This window comes from Aeromonas bestiarum (genome assembly GCF_028751155.1).
GTDB lineage: Bacteria > Pseudomonadota > Gammaproteobacteria > Enterobacterales > Aeromonadaceae > Aeromonas > Aeromonas bestiarum.
Map to the genome: position 1 here is coordinate 2,541,737 of NZ_CP064746.1, position 25,736 is coordinate 2,567,472.

General features: G+C 62.0%; 20 protein-coding genes and 1 other RNA gene. 11 read left to right on the forward strand and 10 right to left on the reverse strand.

Annotated elements, in window-relative coordinates:
- Positions 1 to 52: 52 nt before the first annotated feature.
- Together IU367_RS11810 and IU367_RS11815 are read left to right on the forward strand one after the other, a co-directional pair.
- Positions 53 to 1,291 carry a GGDEF domain-containing protein gene (locus IU367_RS11810; RefSeq protein ID WP_241278830.1) on the forward strand — a complete coding sequence of 413 codons (1,239 nt, stop codon included), beginning with the start codon at positions 53 to 55 and terminating at the stop codon, positions 1,289 to 1,291.
- A complete protein-coding gene (locus IU367_RS11815; protein ID WP_241278831.1) occupies positions 1,288 to 1,797 on the forward strand; it encodes a GNAT family N-acetyltransferase in 510 nt (169 codons plus the stop codon). Before IU367_RS11810 ends, IU367_RS11815 begins: the two co-directional genes overlap by 4 nt.
- Positions 1,798 to 1,893: 96 nt before the next feature.
- Here the strand turns inward: IU367_RS11815 and IU367_RS11820 are convergent, their stop codons facing one another.
- The 4 genes from IU367_RS11820 to IU367_RS11835 all read right to left on the reverse strand — a co-directional run bounded on the left by IU367_RS11820 (position 1,894) and on the right by IU367_RS11835 (position 6,326).
- The gene (locus IU367_RS11820) at positions 1,894 to 2,754 is read right to left on the reverse strand and encodes a PA4780 family RIO1-like protein kinase (RefSeq protein WP_241278832.1); all 861 of its coding nucleotides are present in this window, start codon (positions 2,752 to 2,754) and stop codon (positions 1,894 to 1,896) included.
- 178 nt (positions 2,755 to 2,932) lie between these two features.
- On the reverse strand, positions 2,933 to 3,928 hold the full coding sequence (locus IU367_RS11825) for an LpxL/LpxP family acyltransferase (protein WP_274451964.1): 996 nt from the start codon (positions 3,926 to 3,928) through the stop codon (positions 2,933 to 2,935).
- Between the two features lie 139 nt (positions 3,929 to 4,067).
- Positions 4,068 to 5,057, reverse strand: coding sequence for a lauroyl-Kdo(2)-lipid IV(A) myristoyltransferase (gene lpxM, locus IU367_RS11830; protein ID WP_098984151.1), 990 nt, complete (start codon positions 5,055 to 5,057; stop codon positions 4,068 to 4,070).
- A gap of 276 nt (positions 5,058 to 5,333) precedes the next feature.
- A complete protein-coding gene (locus IU367_RS11835) occupies positions 5,334 to 6,326 on the reverse strand; it encodes a TDT family transporter (RefSeq protein WP_241324866.1) in 993 nt (330 codons plus the stop codon).
- A gap of 99 nt (positions 6,327 to 6,425) precedes the next feature.
- Here IU367_RS11835 and IU367_RS11840 point away from each other — a divergent pair, with 99 nt between their 5' ends.
- Positions 6,426 to 7,349, forward strand: coding sequence for a LysR substrate-binding domain-containing protein (locus IU367_RS11840; RefSeq protein ID WP_274451965.1), 924 nt, complete (start codon positions 6,426 to 6,428; stop codon positions 7,347 to 7,349).
- Between the two features lie 100 nt (positions 7,350 to 7,449).
- On the opposite strand, the gene IU367_RS11845 is transcribed toward IU367_RS11840, so the two are convergent.
- The 3 genes from IU367_RS11845 to IU367_RS11855 all read right to left on the reverse strand — a co-directional run bounded on the left by IU367_RS11845 (position 7,450) and on the right by IU367_RS11855 (position 10,369).
- Positions 7,450 to 8,439: a Gfo/Idh/MocA family protein gene (locus tag IU367_RS11845; protein ID WP_274451966.1), complete on the reverse strand. Its 990-nt coding sequence runs from the start codon at positions 8,437 to 8,439 to the stop codon at positions 7,450 to 7,452.
- Between the two features lie 21 nt (positions 8,440 to 8,460).
- Positions 8,461 to 9,306, reverse strand: a complete 846-nt coding sequence (gene nfo / locus IU367_RS11850; protein WP_274451967.1) for a deoxyribonuclease IV — start codon at positions 9,304 to 9,306, stop codon at positions 8,461 to 8,463.
- Positions 9,307 to 9,448: 142 nt separating this feature from the next.
- Positions 9,449 to 10,369, reverse strand: coding sequence for a LysR family transcriptional regulator (locus IU367_RS11855; RefSeq protein ID WP_337999351.1), 921 nt, complete (start codon positions 10,367 to 10,369; stop codon positions 9,449 to 9,451).
- Positions 10,370 to 10,499: 130 nt separating this feature from the next.
- Between IU367_RS11855 and IU367_RS11860 the strand changes: the two genes are divergently transcribed.
- On the forward strand, positions 10,500 to 11,258 hold the full coding sequence (locus IU367_RS11860; protein WP_241278838.1) for an SDR family NAD(P)-dependent oxidoreductase: 759 nt from the start codon (positions 10,500 to 10,502) through the stop codon (positions 11,256 to 11,258).
- Between the two features lie 122 nt (positions 11,259 to 11,380).
- On the opposite strand, the gene IU367_RS11865 is transcribed toward IU367_RS11860, so the two are convergent.
- A complete protein-coding gene (locus IU367_RS11865; protein ID WP_274451969.1) occupies positions 11,381 to 12,814 on the reverse strand; it encodes a glycoside hydrolase family 1 protein in 1,434 nt (477 codons plus the stop codon).
- 165 nt (positions 12,815 to 12,979) lie between these two features.
- Between IU367_RS11865 and IU367_RS11870 the strand changes: the two genes are divergently transcribed.
- The 7 genes from IU367_RS11870 to IU367_RS11900 all read left to right on the forward strand — a co-directional run bounded on the left by IU367_RS11870 (position 12,980) and on the right by IU367_RS11900 (position 24,189).
- Positions 12,980 to 13,858 carry a LysR family transcriptional regulator gene (locus tag IU367_RS11870; protein WP_274451970.1) on the forward strand — a complete coding sequence of 293 codons (879 nt, stop codon included), beginning with the start codon at positions 12,980 to 12,982 and terminating at the stop codon, positions 13,856 to 13,858.
- A 238-nt stretch (positions 13,859 to 14,096) separates the two neighbouring features.
- A complete protein-coding gene (locus IU367_RS11875) occupies positions 14,097 to 15,743 on the forward strand; it encodes a sensor domain-containing diguanylate cyclase (protein ID WP_274451971.1) in 1,647 nt (548 codons plus the stop codon).
- 1,271 nt (positions 15,744 to 17,014) lie between these two features.
- Positions 17,015 to 17,653: a phage tail protein gene (locus IU367_RS11880; protein WP_274451972.1), complete on the forward strand. Its 639-nt coding sequence runs from the start codon at positions 17,015 to 17,017 to the stop codon at positions 17,651 to 17,653.
- A gap of 35 nt (positions 17,654 to 17,688) precedes the next feature.
- Positions 17,689 to 18,264 (forward strand): phage tail protein, encoded by a 576-nt coding sequence (locus IU367_RS11885; RefSeq protein WP_274451973.1) that lies wholly within the window; start codon positions 17,689 to 17,691, stop codon positions 18,262 to 18,264.
- A gap of 30 nt (positions 18,265 to 18,294) precedes the next feature.
- Positions 18,295 to 18,837, forward strand: coding sequence for a phage tail protein (locus IU367_RS11890; RefSeq protein WP_274451974.1), 543 nt, complete (start codon positions 18,295 to 18,297; stop codon positions 18,835 to 18,837).
- Entirely contained in the window at positions 18,834 to 19,370 is a 537-nt protein-coding gene (locus tag IU367_RS11895) for a GNAT family N-acetyltransferase (RefSeq protein ID WP_274451975.1), read from the forward strand. Before IU367_RS11890 ends, IU367_RS11895 begins: the two co-directional genes overlap by 4 nt.
- Positions 19,371 to 19,653: 283 nt before the next feature.
- Positions 19,654 to 24,189: a putative Ig domain-containing protein gene (locus IU367_RS11900; protein WP_274451976.1), complete on the forward strand. Its 4,536-nt coding sequence runs from the start codon at positions 19,654 to 19,656 to the stop codon at positions 24,187 to 24,189.
- 478 nt (positions 24,190 to 24,667) lie between these two features.
- Here the strand turns inward: IU367_RS11900 and ffs are convergent.
- Positions 24,668 to 24,764, reverse strand: an RNA gene (ffs, locus tag IU367_RS11905) — signal recognition particle sRNA small type.
- Between the two features lie 101 nt (positions 24,765 to 24,865).
- The gene (locus IU367_RS11910) at positions 24,866 to 25,654 is read right to left on the reverse strand and encodes a sulfite exporter TauE/SafE family protein (protein WP_043136249.1); all 789 of its coding nucleotides are present in this window, start codon (positions 25,652 to 25,654) and stop codon (positions 24,866 to 24,868) included.
- Positions 25,655 to 25,736 lie beyond the last annotated feature (82 nt).

Consider the following 25,736-nt stretch of genomic DNA (forward strand, 5'->3'; position numbering starts at 1 on the left):
CCTTAGGGTCGAGACACAGTGACCGGCAGGACGAGCCCAGAGAGACCCCTAGATGCAAAATCTGTTTTCCTCAGCGCAATTGTTGAGCCTGGTGCTGTTCGTCACGCTGTCGCACGTCGGGGTCGCGGCCATTTTCGCCTATGTGTGGCATACCCAGCGCCGCATCCGGGCCCTGCTCTACTGGTCGGCCAGCGAGCTGGCCATTGCCGCCGCCTTCGGCTGCCTGCTGATCCGCCCGCTCGCGGGGGAGACCTCCCTCGCCAATATTCTGCTGACCAACCTGCTGCTGATCGCCACCCCCTTGCTCTATGAGCGGGGCCTGCGTCATTTCTTTCGACGTGAGGCGGACCGGCTGGGCTGGCTCTGTCCCGCCATCGCCCTCACCGGCTTCGCGCTGTTTGCCCTGACCGCCAGCCTGCGGCCGCTGTCCGATGTGCACAGCCGGATCATAGTGCTCTCCGCCGTGCTCTCGCTGCAGATGGCTGTGCTGATCTGGCAGCTCTGGCGTTATCAACGGCTGGCCCCCGGCTATCGGGTGCTGCGCTTTGCCGTCCTGCTGCTCGGCCTGCAACTGCTGTTGCAACTGCTGCGGATCGCCAAGCACCTCTGGCTGCCCGAGTTCGCGGCCACCACCTTTACCGATCCCCTGCTTGGGCCCGTGATCCTGCTCAGCCTGCTCTTCACCATAGCCCGCAGCTATCTGTTGCTCAGCCTGGTGCACACTCGCCAGCAGCAGGCGCTGCTGGCGACCCAGCGCGAGCTGGAACGGCGCGCCAATCTGGACGCCCTGACCGGACTGGACAGCCGCCACCATTTCGAGCTGCAGCTGGCGGCGCGCGCATGCCGACACACCCGCCCATGCCAGCTGCTGCTGATCGATCTGGACAACTTCAAGCTGATCAACGACCGGCACGGTCATCCCGCCGGTGATGCCATGCTGCGGGTGGTTGGCCGGGTGATCCGGGAGAACCTGCCCCCGGCGGGGCTGGCCGGGCGCCTCGGTGGCGACGAACTGGCCTTGCTGGTGATGGAGACGCCGCAGACGTTGCCCGGCTACTGCCACGCCCTGCAGCAAGAGGTCACGGAGGCGACCCGCTGGCTGGCGGGCGGCCCCATCAGCCTCAGCATGGGCCTCACCTCGCTGCAGCCGGGGGAGAGCTTCGAGCAGGCCTATCTGCGGGCGGATCAGGCGCTCTACGCCGCCAAGCAGACGGGACGGCAGCGGGCCTGCGTGCAGGAGCCCCACCACAGCGCGCCCCAGCCACTGCAGACGGCAGAGCAGCGCTCATGACGGCCGCCATAGAGTGCCGGGCCGCACAGCTTTGTGATGCGCCCGCCTATCGCCGTTATGTGGCCGAATGTGGCGCCGCCGGGTTGCCGCTCTATCAGGTGGCGCAATTTGACCCGGATCAGTGGCTGCTGGATCTGCTCGCCCATGCCGATGGACGGCATCTGCCGCCGGACTACCCGCCCACCACCACCTACTTTGCCCTTGAGAGGGGGGAGATCCTCGGAGCCCTGCGCCTGCGCCACGGCGACAATCCGGCCACCCTGGCCTGGCTTGGCCACATAGGCTACGAGACCCGCCCCTCCCGCCGTGGTGAAGGGGTGGCCCGCACCCTGCTGCGCTGGTTGCAGCAAGCTGTGCTGACCGAGCCACTGCTCATCAGCTGCGACGAAGCCAACGGCGCCTCCCTCAGGGTCATAGCGGCCGCCAACGGACAATGTCTGGATCGCCGCTACCATGCAGGGGATGACTGCTGGGTGCGGTTTTACCGGCTATCTCCCGCACTATGACCACCTGCCTGACTCGGCACGGGTACAGGTCGCGGCCATAAAAAGAGCGCCTCCAGGGCGCTCATGGTGTGACTGATGAGGTGATGATGACGAGGATCAGTAGCTGTCTTCCTGCTCGGCCTTCATCCGCGCCTGACGGGCCAGCGCCTCCTCTTCGGCGCTCTCGATCTCGTGCAGCACGGCATCGATGTCGATGGCCTCGGTGCTCTCCTCGAACAGGCCGGTCAGCTCGCTCTCGGGGGTGAGCTTGCCATCTTCGAACAGCGCCCACATCTCCTTGGCGTAGCGGGTCTTGAGCAGCTCGGGGGCATACATGCCGTAGTAGTTGCGCATGTTGTTGACGTCCCGCTCCAGCATGGCCTTGGCCTGGTTGTTGGCGGCGGCATCCACCACCTGGGGCAGGTCTATGATGACGGGCCCCAGGGCATCCACCAGCACGTTGAATTCGGAAAGGTCGCCGTGGATGAGGCCGGCACAGAGCATGCGCACCACGTAGCGGATCACCTTGGCGTGATCGGCGATGGCCTGCTCGGGCGAGAGCGCCACATCGTTGAGACGGGGGGCCACGTTGCCCTCCTCGTCGGTGATGAGCTCCATCAGCAGGACGCCGTCGAGGCAGACATAGGGCTGCGGCACCCGCACCCCGGCCGCCGCCAGCTTGAACAGGGCGTCGACTTCTGTGTTCTGCCACACCTCTTCGTGCTGCTTGCGACCGTACTTGGAGCCCTTCTCCATGGCGCGGGCGCTGCGGCTGTTGCGTACCTTGCGCCCTTCCTGATAGACCACGGCCTGCTTGAAGCTGCGCTTGGACGCCTCTTTATAGACCTTGGCGCAGCGGATCTCGTCACCGCAGCGCACCACATAGACGTCGGCCTCTTTGCCGCTCATCAGCCGGCTGATGACGTCATCGACCAGGCCGTCATCAACCAGAGGTTGGATTCGATTTGGAATTTTCATGGCCGCCCTTTTACCCTATTTGCGCATCAGAAGATAGCCCCTGCGGGGCCAGCTTGCATATCCCTGTTATCTGGCGCCCCGCGGCGCCCTGATTGCCGACTTTTTGCCCACCAAACTGCCTGAAGGACAAGCAGTTGTCACCCGCCTCTGCTCAACACGCCAGCCGGTGTATTTCCCTTCAGGGTTCGGGGGGCAGACCGCTGCGGATCCGCTTAATGCCCTCTTCGTAGAGACCATCCGGCCCCGCCTGATGCTCCTGGGTTTCGAAGATCTTGAGAAACCACATGTACTGCTCGGGATGACGGCGCAGCTGCCGCTCCACCATGCGGTTCATGGCGTTGACATCGGCGTTCAGGTCCCCGCTGGGATAAGGATCGAACGGCGGTTCAATCTCCAGCCGGTAGCAGCTCTCCTCCTCGTCGTAGCAGGCGAGGATGGGCACGGCCCTGGCACCGGTCAGCTTCACCAGCTTGGGCAGCGCCGGCAGGGTCGCCTTGGGGTGGCCGAAGAAGGGGATGAACAGGCTGGCCTCGCGGCCATGATCCTGATCCGGCAGGTAGAAGAAGCTGGCGCCGCTGCGAATGGCCTTGATGGCCGGCTTGATGCCGACGCTGCGCTCGTACACCTTGCCCCCCTTGGCCCGCTCGCGGTTGATGTACCAGTCAAATACCTGATCTTTCGGGCTCTTCATCATGGTGCAGAGCACAAGCCCCTCGTCGGTCAGGTAGCGGCCTATCATGTCCACCGCCCAGGTGTGGGGCACCACCAGTATCATGGGACGCCCGGCAGCCTGCTCCGCCGCTATATGTTCCCAGCCCCGCACCTTGATACGGCGCTTGAGGTGGGCGGCGCTGCGCAGGGTCAGCTCGCCAAAGCCCATGAAGGTCTTGAGGCCGGTGCGGATCGCCTTGAGCAGCAGGGTGCGGCGCCCGGCCGCATCCAGCTCGGGAAAGCAGATCTTGAGGTTGGTCTCGGCGATATAGGCCTGTTTCCTGGAGAAGCGCAGCAAGGCAGGTGCCATGACATTGGCAAAACGATCGCGCAGCCCGTGGGGAACCAGCGCCAGCAGGCACAACAGACCGAGCGCCAGCCAGCTGCCCCACCAGCGCGGGTGAAGCAGGTGGGCATGAAATGAGGTGTCAAAAACCGGATCGTGTGAGGACATGGCCGCCATCAAGTCATAGAAAAGAAACGGTTATTTTAATTATCCTGATATTTTTTTCCACTTTGGGGTGCAAGGGAGTGCGCAGTCCCGGGTGCGGCGCCCACAAAAATGGCCCCGAAGGGCCATGACAAACAACGCTGACACCCCCTCAGGGGCGAGGGGGAAGATCTCCCCGGATCCGTTTAATGCCCTCTTCGTAGAGGCCATCCGGCCCCTCCTGATCCTCGCGGGTATCGAAGATCTTGAGGAACCACATGTACTGGCCGGGATGACGGGTCAGCTGCTGCTGCACCATGTCATTCATGCGGCAGGTGTCCGCCATCAGATCGGCGCTGGGATAATCCGTAAACGGCGCCTCTATCTCCAGACGGTAGCAGTAGTGCGCCTCGTCATAGCAGGCCAGCAGGGGCACGGCCCGGGCACCGCTGACCTGCACCAGACGTGGCAGGGCCGGCAGGGTCGCCTTGGGGTAGCCGAAGAAGGGGGCAAAGATGCTCTTCTCGCGGCCATGATCCTGATCTGGCAGATAGAAGAAGCTGTGTCCCCCCTTGATGGTCCGGATCACCGCCTTGATGCCGGCGCTGCGCTCGTAGACGCGGCAACCGTTCTTGGCCCGGGCCCGGTTGAGGTGCCAGTCAAAGACCGGATTGCGGGAGCTCTTCATCATGGTGCACATGGGCACACCACGCTGGGTGAAGTAGTAGCCGGCGGCATCGACCGGCCAGCTGTGGGGCACCACCAGGATCACGGGGCGGCCGGCGGCCTGTTCGGCCTCGATATGTTCCCAGCCGCTCACCTGGATGCGGCTCATCAGGTAGGCGGGGCTGCGCACCGTGAACTCACCGAAGCCGAGCAGGGTCTTGAGACCGATGCGAATGGAGGTCATCAGAATGGCATCGCGCTCGGCGTCGCTCTTGTCGGCAAAGCAGATATCCAGGTTGGTCCTGGCGATATAAATCTGCTTCTTGGACACCTTGACGATCAGCGGCGCCAGCCATTCTGCCAGCTTGTCACGCCAGCGGGGCGGCACGAAGGCGAGCAGACAAAGCGCACCGAGCGCCAGCCAGCTTGGCCAGTAACGCGGGCGCAGCAAACGGGTCTGAAAAGAGGAGTCAAACACAGGATCTTGGGCAGACATGAATGAGGTCAAACGAAGAAAATGGGGTTGCATTGTATTCGTCCTGACAGGTAATACCAGTGAAATTCATCGTGAGCCCCCCACGATGAGCGCTGGTTCAAAAAATGGATCCGCCAGGGGCTGACACCCCCGAGTTCGGCCCGCGAGAAGAGACAAAAAAGCGCTCCACCCATGGTGGAGCGCTGTCGCTGCTGTCTGGTCAGCGGAGCATGTCATCACGCATGCCCTTCTCGTTGACTGACCCCTTATCCCCTTGCTCTCCAGCAGAGTCTTTGCCTAGCGGCGGGCACCGTGCCGGGCCATGCCGGGCGCCATGCCGCTATCACCCAGTGGCAGGAAGAACATCAGATAACGCAGGGCCACGTAGCCGACAATCAGGGTGGCGGCACCCAGCTCGAAGTGGGCAAGCAGGTTGATCTGCGCCACATAGTGGGCCGCTTGCGGCCACTGCTCCAGCAGGTGCCCCACCTTGAACAGGGCGGTGGCGCCTATCACCAGCGGGAAGGTAAAGGCGGCATAGCCCGGTGAAAACGGCAGACGCAGCAGCTTGATGAAGGCCAGGTAGATGATGCCGGTCATCAGGATGGCGATCCCCAGCAGCACGGCCACCAGCAGCAGGGAAGGATCCTCGGTCACCGTCAGGTAGCCGGCCAGTGACAGGCTGGCAGGGGCCGCCAGAATGGCGATGGTCGGCTTGGCAGCATCCGGCACTTCATGGCTGAAGATGAGACGGTAGAGCATCAGCGGCAGCATCAGAGCGTAGCAGAGCATGCCGAACCAGAGCAGACCATCGGCCAGCGCGGCAAACTGACCGCCGGGAAAGGCGACGTCAGCCACGATAATGCCCACAGGCGGTACGAACCAGCTCGGCACCATGTGATGGATCTCGAACTGCCTGGCCCTGTGCCAGAGGAAGGTCGCCAGGAAGAGAAGGTGCAGCACCACGGCAAACAACCAGAGCCCCTCGCCAAGGCCCGGGCTCAGCATGCCGATCGCCTTGGAAACCACCATGGTGCCCATGGCATAGGTGGGGACCACGCTGCCCACCACGGGGTGAGCCAGATCCTGCCACAGCAGGCGCGGATGGAGCAGAAACTTGAAGGTGAGGATCACCAGCAGCACGGCGGCGACGGCGGCGCCCAGCAGCTGCAGGCGGCCATCGAACTGACCGGCATTTTCCCAGCACCAACCAAGACTGGCGATCCCGAGGGCCAGGCCCGCCATGGGGGTCGGGGCTTTGCCCAAGGATTGACGGGTTCTTGCGATCATGTCTGAAACCTCTTGTGAGAGACGATGTGCATAGGATAAAGAGCGGCTATCGTTTACGATATCTAAATGAATTGAATCAATCGTTCAGGTTAACCAAACATGAAACTGACCCTGCAACAACTCAAGGTGTTCGCCACCATAGCCCGCTACGGCAATCTGGGACTGGCCGCCAACGAGCTCTGCCTGAGCAAGGGCGCCGTCTCCCAGTCGTTGCAGGAGCTGGAGCGCCAGCTCGCCACCCCCTTGTTCGATCGCATCCACCCCAGATTGCAGCTCAACAACGAGGGGCGCCTGCTACAACCGGCCGCCGAAGAGCTGCTGACCCGGATGCAGGATATCGAGACCCTGTTCAGCCCGGATGCGGAGCCGAGCGGCCAGCTGCGCCTCGGTGCCAGCCAGACCATAGGCAACTACCTGCTCCCTACCCTGCTGGCCAGCAGCAAGCAGGAGCTGGGTCTGCCCCCCAGGGTCACCATCACCAACACCCACAAGCTCTGCCATCTGCTGGCCAACTTCGAGCTGGATCTGGCATTGATAGAGGGGCAGAACCACCACCCAGATCTGGTCAGCGAGCCCTGGCTCAATGACGAGATGCTGATCGTGGCCCACCCCGACCACCCCCTCGCCCGGCGCAATCGCCTGTCGCTCAGCCAGCTGAGCGATGAGACCTGGGTGCTGCGCGAACCCCAGTCGGGCAGTCGCGAGCAGTTCGAGCTGCAGATCCAGCCCGAGTTGCCCCGCTGGCAGGCGGGGCTCGAGCTCAACACCCTGGAGGCCGTGATGCTGGCGGTTGAAAAAGGGCTGGGGATCTCCTTCATCTCCCGCCTGGCGGTGTCGGATCGGTTGCAGGCCGGTCGGCTGGTGGCCTTCTCCCTTGCCCGGCGCTTTCCCCGCCAGCTCTCCCTCATCTGGCATCGGCAGAAATACCACTCGGCCACCCTGCGCCGCTTCCTGCAGTTTTGCCGCGCGCAGGAGGGGGCCCTGCCTCAGGTGACCACAGCCGAGTCGCCAACGAGCAGATAGGTGAGCGTCTGAGGCATGACGGCTCGCCGCTTGCCGCTCAAGCCGGTAGAGCTCAGACAAAACAGAGAGGGCGCCCCGGCGCCCTCTCTGCACATCATGATCACGAGCCGGCTTGCAAGCCACGCTCGACCCAGCCCAGCACTTGTCTGGTCAGGGCCTGCGGCACCCAGGGGGAATCGCTCAATCCCTGCCTGACACAGGCAGCGAAATGATCCGCCTCGTGCTGCATGCCACCGCCCGCCACCGGCAGCGCGATGTCCTGCGGCCAGGCAGGCAAGGGATCGCCCGTGAGCCAGCATACCTGCTGGGGGTTCCACCACTTGCCGACAAGTTGCAGGGCCCAGCCCTCGCCGCCAAGATACGCCGCCTTGTCGAAATCCTGGACGATGGAGGCATCCAGCTCGGCCGCGAGGGGGCCGGCAAAGCGGAAGCTGGCGGCCTCGTCCACCTCGCCAGCCTGGCGGGAAAGAGCAACCTGCGGCTCACCTGCAACCAGCCCCAGCTGGTGACAGATGGCGGCGTAGAGCCAGAGCGGATAGACACCCACATCCCAGGCGGCGCCGCCGGCCAATGCGGGATCAAACAGCTTGCCGTCTCGCTCCTGCACCGAGCCGAAGGCCGCCCGCAGCCGGTTGGGGGCAGGCAGGGCACCGAGCCGTCGCATCAATTCACGCATGGCGGGGAAGCACATCACCTTCATCGCCTCCATCAGCAGCAGGCCGCACGTCCGGGCGAGCTGCACCAGCGCATCCCAGTCTGCAACCTGAGTCACCGCCGGCTTTTCCACCAGCACGTGCTTGCCCGCCAGCAACATCTGCCTGATCAGGCCGGCGTGCTCAGGGTGGATCACCGCCACGTAGACGGCCTCCACCTCGGCGCTGGCCGCCAGCGCCTGATAGCTGTCATAGGCAAGGGGCAGTCCCTGTTCATCGGCAAAGGCCCGGGCCCGCGTCTGATCACGGGCGGCGATCGCCACCACCCGGCTGCCACTGGCGTGATCATTCACGTCCCGGCAGAAACGACGGGCGATGGCCCCCGCCCCGGCAATGCCCCAGCGCAGTGGCGCCGCGCTCAGTTCCTCTGTTTGCATCCGTTCTTTCTCCTGCACGGGTTATGCCTTGGCCAGACTGCGCAGCCAGCGGATCTCGTCGCCCCAGATGGACTCGTCTATGGTCTCCAGGATCAGCGGAATGCCGTCGAAACGCTCGTCATTCATGATGTGGTGGAATACCGCCTCCCCCAGATTGCCCTGCTGCAGGCTGTGGTGGCGATCGACCCGGCTGCCGAAGGTGCACTTGGCGCCGTTGATGTGCATCCCCTTGAGGTACTGGAAACCGACGATGCGATCGAAGTCGGCGAACACCTGGGCACAGGACTCGGCCGTGCGCAGATCGTAACCGGCGGCGAAGGCGTGGCAGGTATCGAAACAGACGCCGACCCGGCTCTTGTCTTCCACCCCGTCGATGAGGGTGGCCAGGTGTTCAAACGACCAGCCGAGGTTGCTGCCCTGCCCGGCTGTGTTCTCGATTACCGCCGTCACCCCCTGGCTGCGCTCCAGCGCCCAGTTGATGGATTCACTCACCAGTTTCAAGCTGGCCGCTTCCGGGATCTGTTTCAGGTGGCTGCCGGGGTGGAAGTTGAGGTAGCAAAGCCCCAGCTGCTCGCAGCGCTTGAGCTCATCGAGGAAGGCATCGCGGGATTTGGCGAGGCCGTCGGGATCCGGATGCCCCAGATTGATGAGGTAGCTGTCGTGGGGCAGGATCTGCTCGGGGCGAAAACCGGCTTTCTCGCAGGCCTGCTTGAAGGCGCGGATGCTGGCCTCGGAGAGCGGCGCCGCCTGCCACTGGCGCTGATTCTTGGTAAACAGGGCGAAGGCGTTGGCGCCGATGGCTTCTGCGCGGGCTATGGTGTTCTCCACCCCGCCGGCGGCACTGACGTGGGCTCCGATATATTTCATGAGATCTCCTCTGCTCTGTGAGAGCGCCATTATGCCGATCTCCCCCGCCCACGCCAAACCGGGATCCTCGATGGCCGTCATAGAGACTCTGATCACAGGCGCCCCGCATGACGGATGTAGGTCATCCGTTACCGGCCCCGCATCAGGTGACGACCGCCGTGTCAGCAGCCAGCGCCTCATCCAGCACCTCGCTCAGCCAGTGGATGAAGGCCCGCACCCGGGGCGAGAGCTGGCGACGATGGGCATAGAGGGCATGGATCGGCAAGGGCGGCGCCTGCCACTGTGGCAGTATGGCCACCAGCTCGCCACTGGCGAGCAGCGGCTCGACCCCGACGCCTGGCAGCTGGATGATCCCCAGCCCCGCCTGCGCCGCCGCCAGATAGGCTTCGCTGTCGCTCACCGTGAGGGTCCCCGCCATCGCCAGCACGGTGCGGGAGCCATCGGCCTGCACGTACTCGAAACCGGCCTCGCGACTCCCGGGCCCGGCGCCATAGTGCACCAGCTTGTGCTGCGCCAGATCCACCAGCGTCTGCGGTGTACCGTGGCGAGCCAGATAGGTGGCGCTGGCGCAGTTGATCTGGCGGTAGTGACCCAGGGGGCGCGCCACCAGGCTGGAGGACTCCAGCGCCCCCACCCTCACCACGCAGTCGAACCCCTCACGCACCAGATCGACCCGTCGATCCGTGCTGCTCAGCATCAGTTGCAGATCAGGATGGGCCGCCAGAAAGGCGGGCAGCGCCGGGATGACCAGATGGCGCGCCATCCGGCTTGGCATGTCCACCCGCAGCTGGCCGCTGAGTTGTCCCCCTTGCCGGAACAGCCCGTTGAACTCCTCCATGTCGGCCAGCAGCTCCTGGCTGCGGGCATAGCAGAGCTGACCATCCGTGGTCAGCTGCACCCGCCTGGTGGTGCGATGGAGCAAGCGGGTGCCCAGCTGTTCTTCCAGCCGGCGTATGGCCGCGGAGAGCGTTGCCTTGGGCATGCCCAGCTGCTCGGCGCTGCGGGTGAAGCTCTCAAGCTCGGCCACCCGCATGAACATTCTCATCGCATCCAGTTGATCCATGGCATCATTGTCACTTTGAACGGAACAGTGCATCTATTATTACCATCTTTATCCATGATGCACGCACCAATAGAGTGGCACTAGCGGCTCGTCCCGAGCCCGCATCCACCTTATTGACAGGAGTCGTACCATGACCCGTTCCATCGCCCTCATCACAGGCGCCAGCCGCGGCCTCGGCAAACACTCGGCCCTGGCCCTCGCCGCCAAAGGCGTCGATCTCATCATCACCTATCGCAGCCAGGCCGAAGAGGCGGCCACCGTGGTGGCGCAGGCCAATGCGCTCGGCGTCAAGGCCCACGCCTTGCCACTCGATGTGGCCGACAGCGCCTCCTTCGCCACCTTCGCGGCCGAGGTGCGCCAGTTGCTGCAGCGGGAGTGGCAACGCGAGCGGTTCGACTTTCTGGTCAACAATGCCGGCATCGGCATCCACGCCAGCTTCGAGCAAACCACTGAGCAGCAGTTCGATACCCTCATGAACATTCACCTCAAGGGGACCTTCTTCCTGACCCAGCAGTTGCTGCCCCTGATCCGCGATGGCGGGCGCATCATCAATCTCTCGACCGGCCTCACCCGTTTCGCGCTGCCAGGCTACGCTGCCTACGCCGCCATGAAGGGGGGAATAGAGGTGCTGACCCGCTATCTGGCCAAGGAGCTGGGCCCGCGCGGGATCGCCGTCAACGTGGTGGCGCCCGGTGCCATCGAGACTGATTTTGGCGGGGGTGTGGTGCGGGACAATCAGGCCGTCAACGACTTCATCGCCAGCCAGACCGCGCTCGGGCGAGTCGGCCAGCCGGACGACATAGGCGGCGTGATAGCGGCCCTGCTTTCGGATGACAATCGCTGGGTCAATGCCCAGCGCATCGAGGCCTCGGGCGGCATGTTTATCTAGCGCCCATCGCAGCATGCCACTGCATCGCACAAGAGGTCGGCGGCAAAACGAAAGGCCCCCTCACACGAGGGGCCTTTTCCGTAGCAGAGCCTGTTGTTCCAATGCAATCCGAACCGAGTGATTTACAGCATCTTGCCGCCGCTTGCGATCACCGATTGATACCAGTGGAAGCTCTCTTTCTTGATACGACGCAAGGAGCCGCCCTGCTCATCGCGATCCACATAGACGAAGCCGTAACGCTTCTGGTAGCCGTTGAGCCAGCTCAGGATATCGGTGAAGGACCAGGCGCAGTAACCAATCAGCTCGACCCCGTCTTGCAGCGCCTCCTGACAGGCAACGAGATGGCTCTTGAGGTAGGCGATGCGGTAATCATCGTGCACCTTGTCATCCGCCCCCAGCTGGTCAAACTCGCCGAGGCCGTTCTCGGTGATCATCAGCGGCAGACCGTAGCGGGAGGAGAGGCGGCGCAGGGCAATGCGCATCCCGGTCGGGTCTATGGCCCAGTCCCAGTTGCTGGTTTCCAGATGGGGGTTGGGCGCCGTCTTGTAGAGGCCCGGAATGCCGCTCGAAGGGGTGGTGCCCTTCTGCCCCGTGGTGTTGATGCGCTGCAGGGTCTGGCCGCCGAGGGGATTGTCGGTGAAGGTCAGGGTGTAGTAGTAGTTGACGCCTATGTAATCCGGCGTGCCTTCGCGCAGCAGCTCAAGATCGCCCGGCAGTATTTCCGGTGCCTCGCCATTTTCTTTCAAGTAGGCGAGCGCCGCCTGGGGGTAGCGGCCGAAGCAGTAAGCATCCAGCCACCAGTAGTTGGTGAACTCCTCGGCATTTTCGAACGCCAGCATGTCTTTGGGGTCACATGACGCCGGATAGGCGGGCGAATAAGCAAAGCTCGGGCCTATCAGGCCGTTCGGCACGTGCTGGCGAAACGCCTTGATCACCCGGGCGTTGGCCAGGAAGGCGATGTGGTTGGCGGCGAAGAAGCGCTTGCGGTCCTGCACTGCGGGGGGATGGGTGCCGAGCTGATAGGCGTTGGTCAGGTTGTAGTTCTGCTCGTTGAGCGATACCCAGTACTTCACCTTGCCGGCGAAGCGCTGATACAGGGTCACACAGTAGCGCTCGAAGTCGTCGATGATGCGTCTGTCTTCCCAGCCGCCGTACTCATCCTGCAGCGCCTGGGGCAAGTCCCAGTGATAGAGGGTCAGCACGGGTTCGATCTTGTGCGCCAGCAGGGTGTCGATGAGTTTTTCGTAGAAGGCGAGACCCGCATCGTTCACCTCGCCCCGGCCGGTCGGATAGATACGCGGCCAGCTCACCGAGAAACGGTAGGCCTTGAGCCCCATCTCGGCCATCAACGCCACATCTTCTTCCATGCGGTGATAGTGATCGACCGCCACATCGCCGTTGCTGCCCTCAAAGGTCTTGCCCGGCAGCTTGGTGAACAGATCCCACACAGAGGGGCCCTTGCCGTCGGCATTCCAGGCCCCTTCCACCTGATAGGCGGCGGAGGCGGCGCCCCACAGAAAGTCTTTCGGGAAGTCGTTGAACATATGGTGATGCATCTGGTGTTGCTCCCTCTGCGCGTATGGTGTCAGCCATCTCTGATAAGTCGGCGCCCCAGTCAAGGCGCCCCAAATAAATTGGCATAAGCATCGAACAGTTCTAAAATTCCGTCCAATGACAAATATGGCCATTCAACATTCCCAACAGGAATGAAAGGAGCTGTGGTGGAGCTACGGGATCTGAAAGCCTTCGTGACCCTGGGGGAGGTGCTGCACTTCGGTCAGGCGGCGGTGCGTCAGCATGTCACCCAGTCGGCCCTGAGCAAGCAGATAAGGCGGCTGGAGGAAGAGTTCGGCGGTGAGCTGTTCGAGCGCAACGCCAGCAGCACCCGCCTGACCGTGCTGGGACGGGCGCTCTATGCGGATGCCAGCGCCCTGGTGGCCCAGAGCGAACAGCTAGGGCGCACCGCCCGCGATGTGCTGGCAGGCAACAGCGGCACCCTGCGCATCGGCTTCGGCGTGGCCACCAAGATACTGGTGCCCGCCGCCATCGCCCGCTTTCGCGCCGAGCGGCCGCAGGTGACCATAGAGCTCAACGACCTCTCCACCCATCACCAATTGCTGGCCCTGAGCGAAGGCAGGCTGGATCTCGGCTTTTGCCGCCTGCCCGCTCCCAAGGGGTGGCACTGCCTGCCTGTGGTGCTGGCGCACTTTGTCGCCGTACTGCCAGCCAGCTACAGCGGCATAAATGAACTCGCGGATCTGGTGGACAAGCCGCTGGCCATACTGCGCCGGGACAAGGCACCCTCGTTTTACGACAACCTGATGCACTACCTGGCCCAGAGCGGCGTGCGCTTTCGCGATATCCAGTACGTCAACGACTTCGCCGCCGGGGTCGCCACCGCGGCGGCGGATATCGCCTGGACCCTGGTGCCCTCCTCCACCACCATAGAGCACCCGGATGTGCTCACCCTGCCCCTGCGCGAAGCCGAGGCAAGCTGGACCATAGGCCTCATTCGCCCGCCCCACAGCAAGGGCCCGCTCATCGATGCCTTCTGGCAGATTGTCGCGGCCATGGTCGCGCCAACGGGCGAGCCGGATTGACCTCTGCAACGCACACTCGCCGCCTCGCCCACCCAGGGAGAGGTCCCTGTCTGGGATGGCGGCCTTTATTGAGTGATCCGCGCCGACCAAGGATGGAACAGAGAAGATCATCTTTTCGATCAAGGCATTAAGGTGGGTAGGCCAGGCCGGATAGTAGTAGCTTTTCGACAGTTGGCTCCATTAGAATCAACAGGCTCATTTCCACTACCGCACCTTGATACCGGACGCCTGCCTGCTCATGTTACTTCCTCGGTTCCTGAAAATTGACCTGCGCAGCCTCATACTCGCACTGGCCGTCATCAGCGTCATGGCGACCCTGAGCAACAGTTTTTATGCCACTTACGAAGCGCAGCGGGCACTGCTGATCAGCAACACCCTGGATGCCAATCGCGTCTATGCGGCCAAGCTGGCCGAGATGACCAGCACCATGCTCCAGTCCGGTCAGAGCCAGCTGGCCTACAGCGCCACCCTGCTCGCCCCCGCCATGAAGGATGACAGCACCCTCTTGAGTGAAGTACGGCGGCTGCAACAGCAGACGGCGACCTTCAACTCGGTGGCCGTCGTGAATGCCGATGCCGTGGTCGTGGCCGTCTATCCCGATACGCTGCAGGTAAAGGGGGCCAGACTCACGTCCCAGAGCGCCAAGCTCTCCATCACGACCCGCCAGCCGGTGATCACGGATCCGTTCGTTTCGCTCTCGGGCAACTATCTCATCAGCATCTCCTACCCCATCTTCGACAAGGAGCAGGCCTATCTGGGCTATGTGGCGGGCACCATCTACCTCCAGTCACACAACATGCTCTCCGGCATACTGGGCCAGCACTACTATCAGGATGGCTCCTCCCTCTATGTGGTGGATCGCAACAGAACCCGCATCTATCACCCGGACAGTGCCAGGGTCGGTGAAAAAATCCGTGACAACGGGGTGGTCGATCGGGTGTTGAATGGCGAAGAAGGGGCACTCGCACTGACTGACGATACGGGCACAGAGATGCTGGCCGGCTTCGCCCCCATCCCGCAGACCCACTGGGGGGTGGTGGCACAGCGTCCCCGCGCCGCCACCCTGGCCGGACTGGATCAGCAGATGATGCACGTGCTGCTCAAGATCATTCCCATCAACCTGCTGATCCTGCTGTTCATCTGGATTTCCGCCATCTTCATCTCCAGGCCGCTGTGGCAGCTGGCCCACAAGGCCAAGCTGATGGATCAGCAAGAGTCGCTGAAGAACATCGCCAGGATCCGGGTCTGGTACTTCGAGGCCGCCCAGCTCAAGCAGGCCATGCTCAAGGGGCTGGGGCTGCTCAATACCAGGATCACCCAGCTGCACAATGACAGCCATACCGATGCCATGACGGGCCTGTTCAACCGCCGGGGCATGCAGCAGGTGCTCGACAGCTATCAGGCGTTGGGCCAGCCACTCGCCGTGATAGCGCTGGATATAGATCACTTCAAGCAGATCAATGACGGCTTCGGCCACGATGTCGGGGACCAGGTGCTGGCCGCCCTCGCGGCCTTGATGCAGCAAGGCGCCAGACAGGCGGATGCCGTGTGTCGTAGCGGCGGTGAAGAGTTTCTGGTCTTGCTGCCCGGCCTGCCGCTCCCCCTCGCCTTCGAAATCGCCGAGCGGTTGCGCCAGCGGGTCGCCGCACATCCGATGCCCGGCGCCGGCCACATCACCATCTCGCTCGGGGTCGCCCATTGGCCCGGCAGCGATGACGATCTCAACGCCGTGTTGAAACAGGCCGACAAGGCACTTTATGAAGCCAAGCGACGGGGCCGCAATCGCACCGTGCTGGCCAGTCGCGATCAGCAACCTGTCCATGACGATGGATCGCAACCCCTGTCACCGCCCGAGGATCCCCAAAAGCGCGGGCATCCCGACTAGGCCTGTGTCATCTGGGCAGCCAGATTGGAGCAAGGTGCGCAGACCCGATCATGGGAGTCAGGCTGCGGCAAGCGGCTTGATGCGATACGCCATTCACCGTCAGCCGGAGCATGTCCCGATTCTATGGCTCATTGCCCTCGTCAGACGTCGAGCCTGCGCTGGGTCAGCCACTCCACCATGGCGGGGCCACGGTGAGAGCAGCAGGTTTCGGTCGCCTGATCCCCTGACATGTCAAAATCGGGAACAGTCTGTAGGGGCATCTTGTCAGCGCCACCATCTCCACCAATGACGAGACGGCGGCGCACATCCAGGCCAGTCGTCTGGTTCCCCTGCTACCCGAACACATGAGGGCATGCACAGCCTGCTATCTATTACGGCAGCCGCACCTTGCCCACCGCCGATGGCATCAAGGATGTCATACCAGAATAGAGAAAACGGTGGACCACCTTGCAGCAGGATCGGAAAACGTGCGAAGAAGGTTATTGATTTACTTGAAAGAGGTCTTGGTCATCCACATAAAGTGGCTGACCGAGAGGACGGAAAGAGTATTAGAGACTGATTAATTGGATTGGTCGCCTTTACCAAGCTGCCACATAGTGGGTTGCAACAGTATATCCTTTCCCAAGAGTGGTTATGGAAGAGTCAAGGTGTAGCACACTATTCGGATTCGCTATTTAGCGAGCATGTCTTCCAGTTTTGGCTCAGCAGTCAATAAACAACGCAATCTTATTATTGAGCACCGCTGGACATGGTATCACCTAAAAAAGATAGCCGGGAGGATTCGACAACGACATCTCATGTATCTCATGTATCTCATGTATCTCATATTCGAGTTTATACCTTAGCTAGCCTGCTAGAGATTTTACTACGATCAGCCATATATTTTGATTAGGCATGATAAATCAGCTTTATACGCTCCTGGCCTGTGATGCCGGCATAACTATCCATTGTTCGATATCGAGTTAGATAGCATTGATGTCAATCATTGCAGTAGATAGAGAAGAAAAGTGACGCAAGCACCCATCCTTTCAGTTGGCCAGTTCACTTTGATAGTGCAGCGTGCACGCAGCATTTCAACGCATACATTCGACGGTATAGCGTGCGAATGTGATATAGGTTGAAGGATAGATGCTGGTTACAGCATGGTATTTTTCTACAATTTTACGCTAAGTCACTTCAGTGCTTTTTATGGCAATAGATGTTGAGTAAATACATCAACTATTCGAGGTTCGTAGCAAGCGCAATTAAACATTAAAAAATGCACTTGCCAAATGAATCCAAACCTGTCTATTGTCTACAAGCGCTTGCTACTCTCCTGCGGTAAATGGATTTGGCGCCATTATCTTGTTCAAGGAGAAAAGAACATGGATCCCTTTCTTGGTGAAATTCGCCTGTTCCCCTGGGGCTGGGCACCTGAAGGCTGGCTTCCCTGTGAGGGGCAGGTTCTACCATTCAACAGCAATGTCGCACTGGCCTCCCTACTGGGCAAAAACTTTGGCGGCAATGGCACCACCACCTTCGGCCTGCCGGATCTGCGCGGCCGGGTTGCCCTGGGGCAGAACTTTCAGGCTTCGACTCTCCCTCCGATCATGGATACCCATGCGCTGGGCAGCCAAGGGGGGAGCGAAACAGTGGCCTTGCCCCTGACGTCACTGCTCGCGCACACCCATGCCACCCATGTCTCGAACGCTCCCGGCACCGCTGGCCCCTCCGGCAATATTCCCGCCATCAGTTCGAACTCCGTGGGGGCGGTTGCAAAACCGACTTATGCCCCGGCGGCGACCAATCTGGTGTCCCTCAACAGTGCCACCGTTGTGCCGACCCAGGGCTTGCCCATGCCAAACATGCAGCCCTCCATCGTCGGGTATTTTTGCATTGCTACAACGGGTATCTACCCACCGCGCCAGTAATCGCTGTTTACAGACTCTCAAGCAAGGAAACTGACATGTCTGAAGCCTTCGTCGGAGAAATTCGCATGTTTGCCGGCAACTATGCGCCTGAAGGTTGGGCGTTGTGTGACGGTAGAACCCTGTCGATCAACGACTATCAAGCTCTGTATTCATTACTGGGAACCCTATATGGCGGCAACGGTGCCACCACGTTCGGCCTGCCGGACTACCGCGGCCGCCTGCCCGTAGGCTCGGGAAGTGGTCCGGGCCTGACCCCAAGAGTGCTGGCGAACACCATGGGCCAAGCCTCCGTCACCATGCGCCCGGAAAACACGCCAAACCATACCCACTCCTTTATGGTGAGCACCAGCGACGCCACGTCCTCAGTGCCGTCCCCCTCGACTGATCCCAACAAAATGACCTTCGGCAAGTTCCCGGGGGCGGGCATCATCACCGGTCTGTACAGCGCGGGAACCGGCACCTCCACTCCCCACGCCCTGCACCCGAATTTTCTCGACACGGCACTGGTTCCACCCGGTGTCAACGCAACCGCGCATGACAACCTGATGGGGTCATTGACGGTCAGCTACATCATTTGTCTGGTCGGCCTCTATCCGACTCGCAGCCAGTAACGTTAACCACTCAATCTGGGACGACCGCTCATGGACGCTTTTACCGGTGAAATCAGACTGTTTCCCTACAACTTTGCCCCACAAAACTGGGCCTATTGCGATGGATCGCTCATGACTGTTCAGCAGAATCCCGCGCTCTATTCGGTGATTGGCACGCTTTATGGCGGCACATCAGGGCAGAATTTCAGGCTGCCCAATCTCAACGGACGGGTTGCCATGGGTTCAGGTGGTACCATAGGAACGAACGTCGGAACCCCGTTGGGCGCCGATCGTATAGAACTGAAGCCAGATAACATCTCGTCCCATAGCCACATGGTCTTGGCCAAGGATGGCAGCGAAACAGCCGCAGCCGTGGACACCCCCAACAACACCGCCTATTTGGCACAGCCCCGCAATATCCGTCTGTACAACGCTACCGTTCCGTCGGCGACCGACCCCAAACTGGCCGCCGGCACAGTGGCGCCAGTCGGAAACGCTGCACCACCGCCAACGATGCGTAACACCATGCAACCCTTCCTGACGCTGTCCTATTGCATCTGCCTTGATGGCGAGTACCCGATAAGATCCCAATGATTCATTCCGTCCACCTCCAACTGTCGACGAACCAGGTGGTCGTACTGCGCAAGCAGAACGACCACGATCGGACCTTTCTGTGTGAGCTGTATCTGTCACGCCGTTGGGTCGAGGTCCGCGCGGTACCGGGCTGGAACGATGCCCAGCGCCGGGCGTTCCTGTATTCACAGGCCGAACTGCAACGCCAGCATTATGAAAATCACTTTCCCGCCGCGGACTTTTTGATCGTTGAGCAGGCCGGCAGCCCGATCGGGCGTTTGTGCGTGAATCGCGAGGCCCATGATATGCGCATCGTCGATATTGCCCTGCTCCCCGCCTGGCAAGGCCGGGGCATAGGTACTCAGTTGCTGCGCACCCTGCTCGCCGAGGCGGATGCCGATCGTCAGTCCTGCAGCCTGAGCGTCGAACAAGGCAGCCCGGCCCGCAGACTCTATGAACGACTTGGCTTCCAGCCCTGTGCTGATAGCGGCCTTTATACCCAGATGCAGCGACCTGCCAAGCCTGCTGTCAAACAGAACCTCGACAACCCTTGAACACCATGCAAGAGCAGTGGATTGGACTAGCTGTAACCATGCCGTAACCGTAGGACCTTTATCAACATTCACGTTGGATACGAGCCACGAACCGGTCGCAAGGCAGGAAGCCATCATGAGAACACTACTTACCGCGCCAGGTACCAGAGTAAAACGCCCGCTGATTTCACTTTTTATGTTGCTGGTCATGTTGGCACTGCCCACCCAGGCAATGGCCGCAGCTCCCGTGATCACCAGTCCAGCTTCGGGCAGTACCTTGCCCAGCGTGGCGGTAGGTCAGTCCATGAGTATCCCCATCAGCTCGACCGGCGGCGCCTTGCCGCTGGACCAATGGGTGGAGTGCGATGCCAACGACCCGGACTACGATGGCGTGACGCCCTGCCTGCCTCCCGGCCTGATCCTAGACCCGTCGCCGGGCAGCCCGACCACCACGCTCCACGGCGCGCCAACTACGGCCGGCACCTACACATTCAGCATCACCCTGAATGACGGCCTGAATCAGGGTGGTGTCGCCACCTATACCCTGGTGGTCACCAGCTCCGCAGTACCGACCCTGACTTCCGCTGCACCGAACAGTGGTTCCACCGCTGGCGCCACCTCAGTCACCCTGACCGGCACCAATCTGACTGGCGCTACCGCCGTAAGCTTTGGCGGAACAGCGGCCACCGGCTACACAGTCAACAATGCCACCACCATCACCGCGACCACCCCGGCCCACGCCGCCGGCGCGGTGAACGTGGTAGTCACCACACCTGGTGGCAGCGCAACCCTGACCAACGGTTATACATACACAGTACCGGCACCGATCGCAGGCCCGGTCAGCGCTACGGTTGCAGCCAACAGCAGTGCCAACCCGATCACCTTGGCCCTCAGTGGCGGCGCTGCCACCAGTGTCGCCGTGGCCAGCGCCGCCAGCAATGGCACTGCCACCGCCAGCGGTACCAGCATCACCTACACCCCGACCGCCGGGTTCTCCGGGGCCGACAGCTTCACCTACACCGCCACCAACGCCGGCGGCACCTCCAGCCCGGCTACGGTGACCATCACCGTCAGCCCGCCGAGCATCAGCCTGAGCCCCACCACGTTGAGCAACGGCACTGTCGGCACCAGCTATAGCGCGACGCTCACCGCCTCCGGCGGCACCGCGCCCTACACCTATGCGATCACCGCCGGTAGTCTGCCGGCCGGCCTCAGCCTGAATACCGGCACAGGTGCCATCAGTGGCACGCCGAGCGCCAGCGGCGCAAGCAACCTGACCGTGACCGCCACCGATGCCAACAGCGCGACCGGCTCCCAGGCCTACGCCCTCACCATCGATGCTCAAGCCCCAGTCGCCGGTGCCGTCAGCGCCACTGTCGCCGCCAACAGCAGTGCCAACCCGATCACCCTGGCCCTCAGTGGCGGCGCTGCCACCAGCGTCGCCGTGGCCAGCGCCGCCAGCCATGGTACTGCCACCGCCAGCGGCACCAGCATCACCTACACCCCGACCGCCGGGTTCTCCGGTGCCGACAGCTTCACCTACACCGCCACCAACGCCAGCGGCACCTCCAGCCCGGCTACGGTGACCATCACCATCAGCCCGCCGAGCATCAGCCTGAGCCCCACCACGTTGAGCAACGGCACTGTCGGCATCAGCTACAGTACGACGCTCACCGCCTCCGGCGGCACCGCGCCCTATACCTATGCGATCACCGCCGGTAGTCTGCCGGCCGGCCTCAGCCTGAATACCAGTACCGGTGCCATCAGTGGCACGCCGAGCGCCAGCGGCACAAGCAACCTGACCGTCACCGCCACCGATGCCAACAGCGCGACCGGCTCCCGGGCCTACACCCTCACCATCGATGCCCAGGCCCCAGTCGCCGGTGCCGTCAGCGCCACCGTCGCCGCCAACAGCAGTGCCAACCCGATCACCCTGGCCCTCAGTGGCGGCACTGCCACCAGCGTCGCCGTGGCCAGCGCCGCCAGCAATGGCACTGCCACCGCCAGCGGTACCAGCATCACCTACACCCCGACCGCCGGGTTCTCCGGTGCCGACAGCTTCACCTACACAGCCACCAACGCCGGCGGCACCTCCAGTCCGGCCACGGTGACCATCACCGTCAGCCCGCCGAGCATCAGCCTGAGCCCCACCACGTTGAGCAACGGCACTGTCGGCATCAGCTACAGTGCGACGCTCACTGCCTCCGGCGGCACCGCGCCCTACACCTATGCGATCACCGCCGGTAGTCTGCCGGCCGGCCTCAGCCTGAATACCGGCACAGGTGCCATCAGTGGCACGCCGAGCGCCAGCGGCACAAGCAACCTGACCGTGACCGCCACCGATGCCAACAGCGCGACCGGCTCCCAGGCCTACGCCCTCACCATCGATGCTCAAGCCCCAGTCGCCGGTGCCGTCAGCGCCACTGTCGCCGCCAACAGCAGTGCCAACCCGATCACCCTGGCCCTCAGTGGCGGCGCTGCCACCAGCGTCGCCGTGGCCAGCGCCGCCAGCAATGGCACTGCCACCGCCAGCGGTACCAGCATCACCTACACCCCGACCGCCGGGTTCTCCGGTGCCGACAGCTTCACCTACACCGCCACCAACGCCAGCGGCACTTCCAGCCCGGCTACGGTGACCATCACCATCAGTCCGCCGAGCATCAGCCTGAGCCCCACCACGTTGAGCAACGGCACTATCGGCACCAGCTATAGCGCGACGCTCACCGCCTCCGGCGGCACCGCGCCCTACACCTATGCGATCACCGCCGGTAGTCTGCCGGCCGGCCTCAGCCTGAATAACAGCACAGGTGCCATCAGTGGCACGCCGAGCGCCAGCGGCACAAGCAACCCGACCGTGACCGCCACCGATGCCAATAGCGCGACCGGCTCTCAGGCCTACACCCTCACCATCGATGCCCAGGCCCCAGTCGCCAGTGCCGTCAGTGCCACTGTCGCCGCCAACAGCAGTGCCAACCCGATCACCCTGGCCCTCAGTGGCGGCGCTGCCACCAGCGTCGCCGTGGCCAGCGCCGCCAGCAATGGCACTGCCACCGCCAGCGGCACCAGCATCACCTACACCCCGACCGCCGGGTTCTCCGGTGCCGACAGCTTCACCTACACAGCCACCAATGCCAGCGGCACCTCCGGCCCGGCTACGGTGACCATCACCGTCAACCCGCCGAGCATCAGTCTGATCACCACCACGTTGAGCAACGGCACTATCGGCACCAGCTACAGTGCGACGCTCACCGCCTCCGGCGGCACCGCGCCCTACACCTATGCGATCACCGCCGGCGCCCTGCCTGAGGGCCTGAGCCTGAATGCCGCCAGCGGCCTCATCAGCGGTACGCCAAGCACCGCCAGCACTACCGACCTGACCATCACAGTCACTGATGCCAAAGGTGCCACCAGCTTGCAAAACTTCTCGATCACCATCTCTGCCATGGAGATCTCCGTGCCAGCATCCAGCCAGATCCTGGCCGTGGGACAGTCTGCCACAGTCGACCTGACCCAAGGTGCCACCGGTGGCCCGTTCACCCAGGCAACTCTGGGTTCGGTCACCCCTGCCTCCGCCGGGCGAGTAACGATGACGGGCCCATTCTCGATGCGTTTCGCACCGTCGGTCGCTTTCGCTGGGACGGCAATCGTCAGCTTCAGCCTGCGGAACGGTAGCGGTGCCAGCTCAGCCAGCACCGTCAGCTTCATCATTAAGGAACGTCCAGACCCGACCAAGGATGCCGAAGTTATCGGCCTGCTTAACGCTCAGAGCCGGACAGCAGAGCGCTTCGCCGGCACTCAGATGGACAACTTCAACCGACGTCTTGAGCAGTTGCATCAAACAAATTGCGACCGTAATTCGTTCAATGCCAGTTTACGCAAGGATGACAGTGCCATGCCCCTGGGCGAGATCGCCAAAGCTATCCAGAGTCAGCAAGGAGATTCCGCCAACCAGGCACAACTGGAAAAAGGCAAGGCCGCAACCTCGGTGCAGAACGGCTGCAAACAGGATGCCTTGGCATTCTGGAGCGACGGCTTCGTCAACGTCGGCTCTACCCATGCGCAGGGCGCGCAAGACAACAGCTTCACTACACTGGGCCTGAGCGCCGGTGCAGACTATCGCCTATCACCAACGGCCATCGTCGGTGTCGGTATCGGCTACGGCAACGACCGCAGTGATATCGGCAAGAACAACACTCGCAGTGATGGGAAGGCCATCGGTATCGCCACTTATCTAAGCCTGAACCAGGCGCCGCAGGTATATGTCGACGGCCTGCTGGGCTACAACCGTATCAGTTTTGATTCACGCCGTTACATCACCGACAGCGCAGATGACTATGCCAGTGGCTCGCGGGATGCAGATCAATTGTTCGCATCCCTGACTGCCAGCTATGAATACCGCAAGGGGCCGTTGTCGCTGGCGCCTTACGGCCGCTTGAATGCCAGCACAACCCTCATGGAGGCTTACCGTGAAAGTGGTGGCGGCATTTATGGTCTGTCCTATGAAGAGCAACGCCAAGAGAATTTCACATCCTACCTCGGTGTGCGTACTAGCTACGACCTGATGGCTCCGCTTGGTGTGGTGACACCCAAGGTTGGCCTGGCTTGGGGCCACAACTTCAGTCATAGCAGCGACTACAAGATGCGCTATACCGACCTGGGCGACGAAGGCATGCTTTACAGCCTCAAGCCCGATGCTCAGGACAGCGATTTAGCCGGCCTGGATATGGGTATCGACTTCAACCTGGGACACTCCTGGCAGCTAGGGGTTTCATACAAAACCAATCTTGGCTCAAATGAACGCAACGACACTTTCCGAGTGGGCTTAAATGGCAGGTTCTGAACCCAGGTCTGGGAGATAGCAACAAAACAACACTCCGCCATACTCCGGCGGAGTGTTGAGCATTCGCCGTGGTGAAGTAACCGCTCTAGTTCTTCTGGTTGCGGAGCGCTTTTGGTACCCAGGAAAGTGCCCTCTCTTTCAGATAACGCTCACTGAGTTCTGAGAGTACAGGGGATGAAATAGTAGAAGGAGCCATCAGGGCTGACTGAGGGGCAGAATTGGCCGCAGGTTGTCTCTGTTGTTGTGGCTGCTGAGGTTCCGGTAGGGAATTTGACTGAGGTTCTGGCTGGGCAGCTACTGGCTTTACGCGAAAATGCCCACAGGGGAGCAAGGTCACTTGTGGTAGTACCAGATACCTTGCGCAGAGAGCCAGAGATTCACTATGAAGACTCCGAGTCCATCCATACAAAGTGGATGACCAAGAGGTCTAGAGGGGGTTTTGGAGGCTAACTTATTGATCTGCAGAAACAGGTGGTGGCCCCACCAGCCACATCCCGGCACTCGAGTCCCCCGCCTTGGCTGCTACCTTCCGGTCCTGACCAGGTTGACGAGTTATCAATGCGAGAGGACCAATGGGACCACCGGCGAGGAGAATAGCAAAGTCCCGTTTCATTGCAATGGCTTTCTGCCGAGAGACGAACCGTTCGCCTTATTTTTCAACAATCTGCCGAATGAATCAGCTAAACAGCATGAACTTGGCCCCCACCAGCAACATCAACAGGGCGAACGCCTGCTTGAGCCGTTGCGGGGAAAGTTTATGGGCCAGCTTTGCCCCCACCCGGGCGAACTGGGTGCTGGTGAGCACTATGCCGAGCAGGGCGGGCAGGTAGATGAAGCCCAGGCTCCATTCTGGCAGGGAGGCATTGCCCCAGCCGGCGTAGAGGTAGCTCAGGCTGCCCGCCAGCGCGATGGGCATGCTGCAGGCGGCGGAGGCCGCCACGGCGTTGCGCATCGGCACGCTGTTCCAGCTGAGATAAGGCACGGTGAGCGAGCCGCCGCCTATGCCAAACAGCGCCGACATCCAGCCGATGACGGTGCCCGCGATGCCGGTGCCGACAGGTCCCGGCAGGTGCCGCTCCGCCTTGGGCTTGAGGTTGAGCCCCATCTGCAGCGCCATGGTCCAGGCGAAGCAGCCAATGATGATGTTGAGGGTGCTGGCGCTGAGCAGGTTGGCGGTCATGCCGCCAAGCCAGGCACCGATCAGCATGCCGGCCCCCAATCGGCGGATCACCACCCAGTCGACCGCGCCGGCCTCCTGATGTGCCCGCAATGAGCTGAAACCGGTGAAGATCATGGTGGGCAACGAGGTACCCAGTGCCAAATGGGTAATGATATCGGGGGCTACCCCCTGAGCGTGGAAGCTGAGAACCAGCACGGGTACTATGATGAGACCGCCACCGATCCCGAACAGCCCCGCCAGCATGCCCGCGAAAGCACCCAGCAGCAGATAACCCATAAACAGCATAAAAATTCCTTCCGAGGCGGCGCCTGACCATCCAGGCCAACACGCGCATAAAAAAAGAGATGGCCCTTGGGCCATCTCTTCA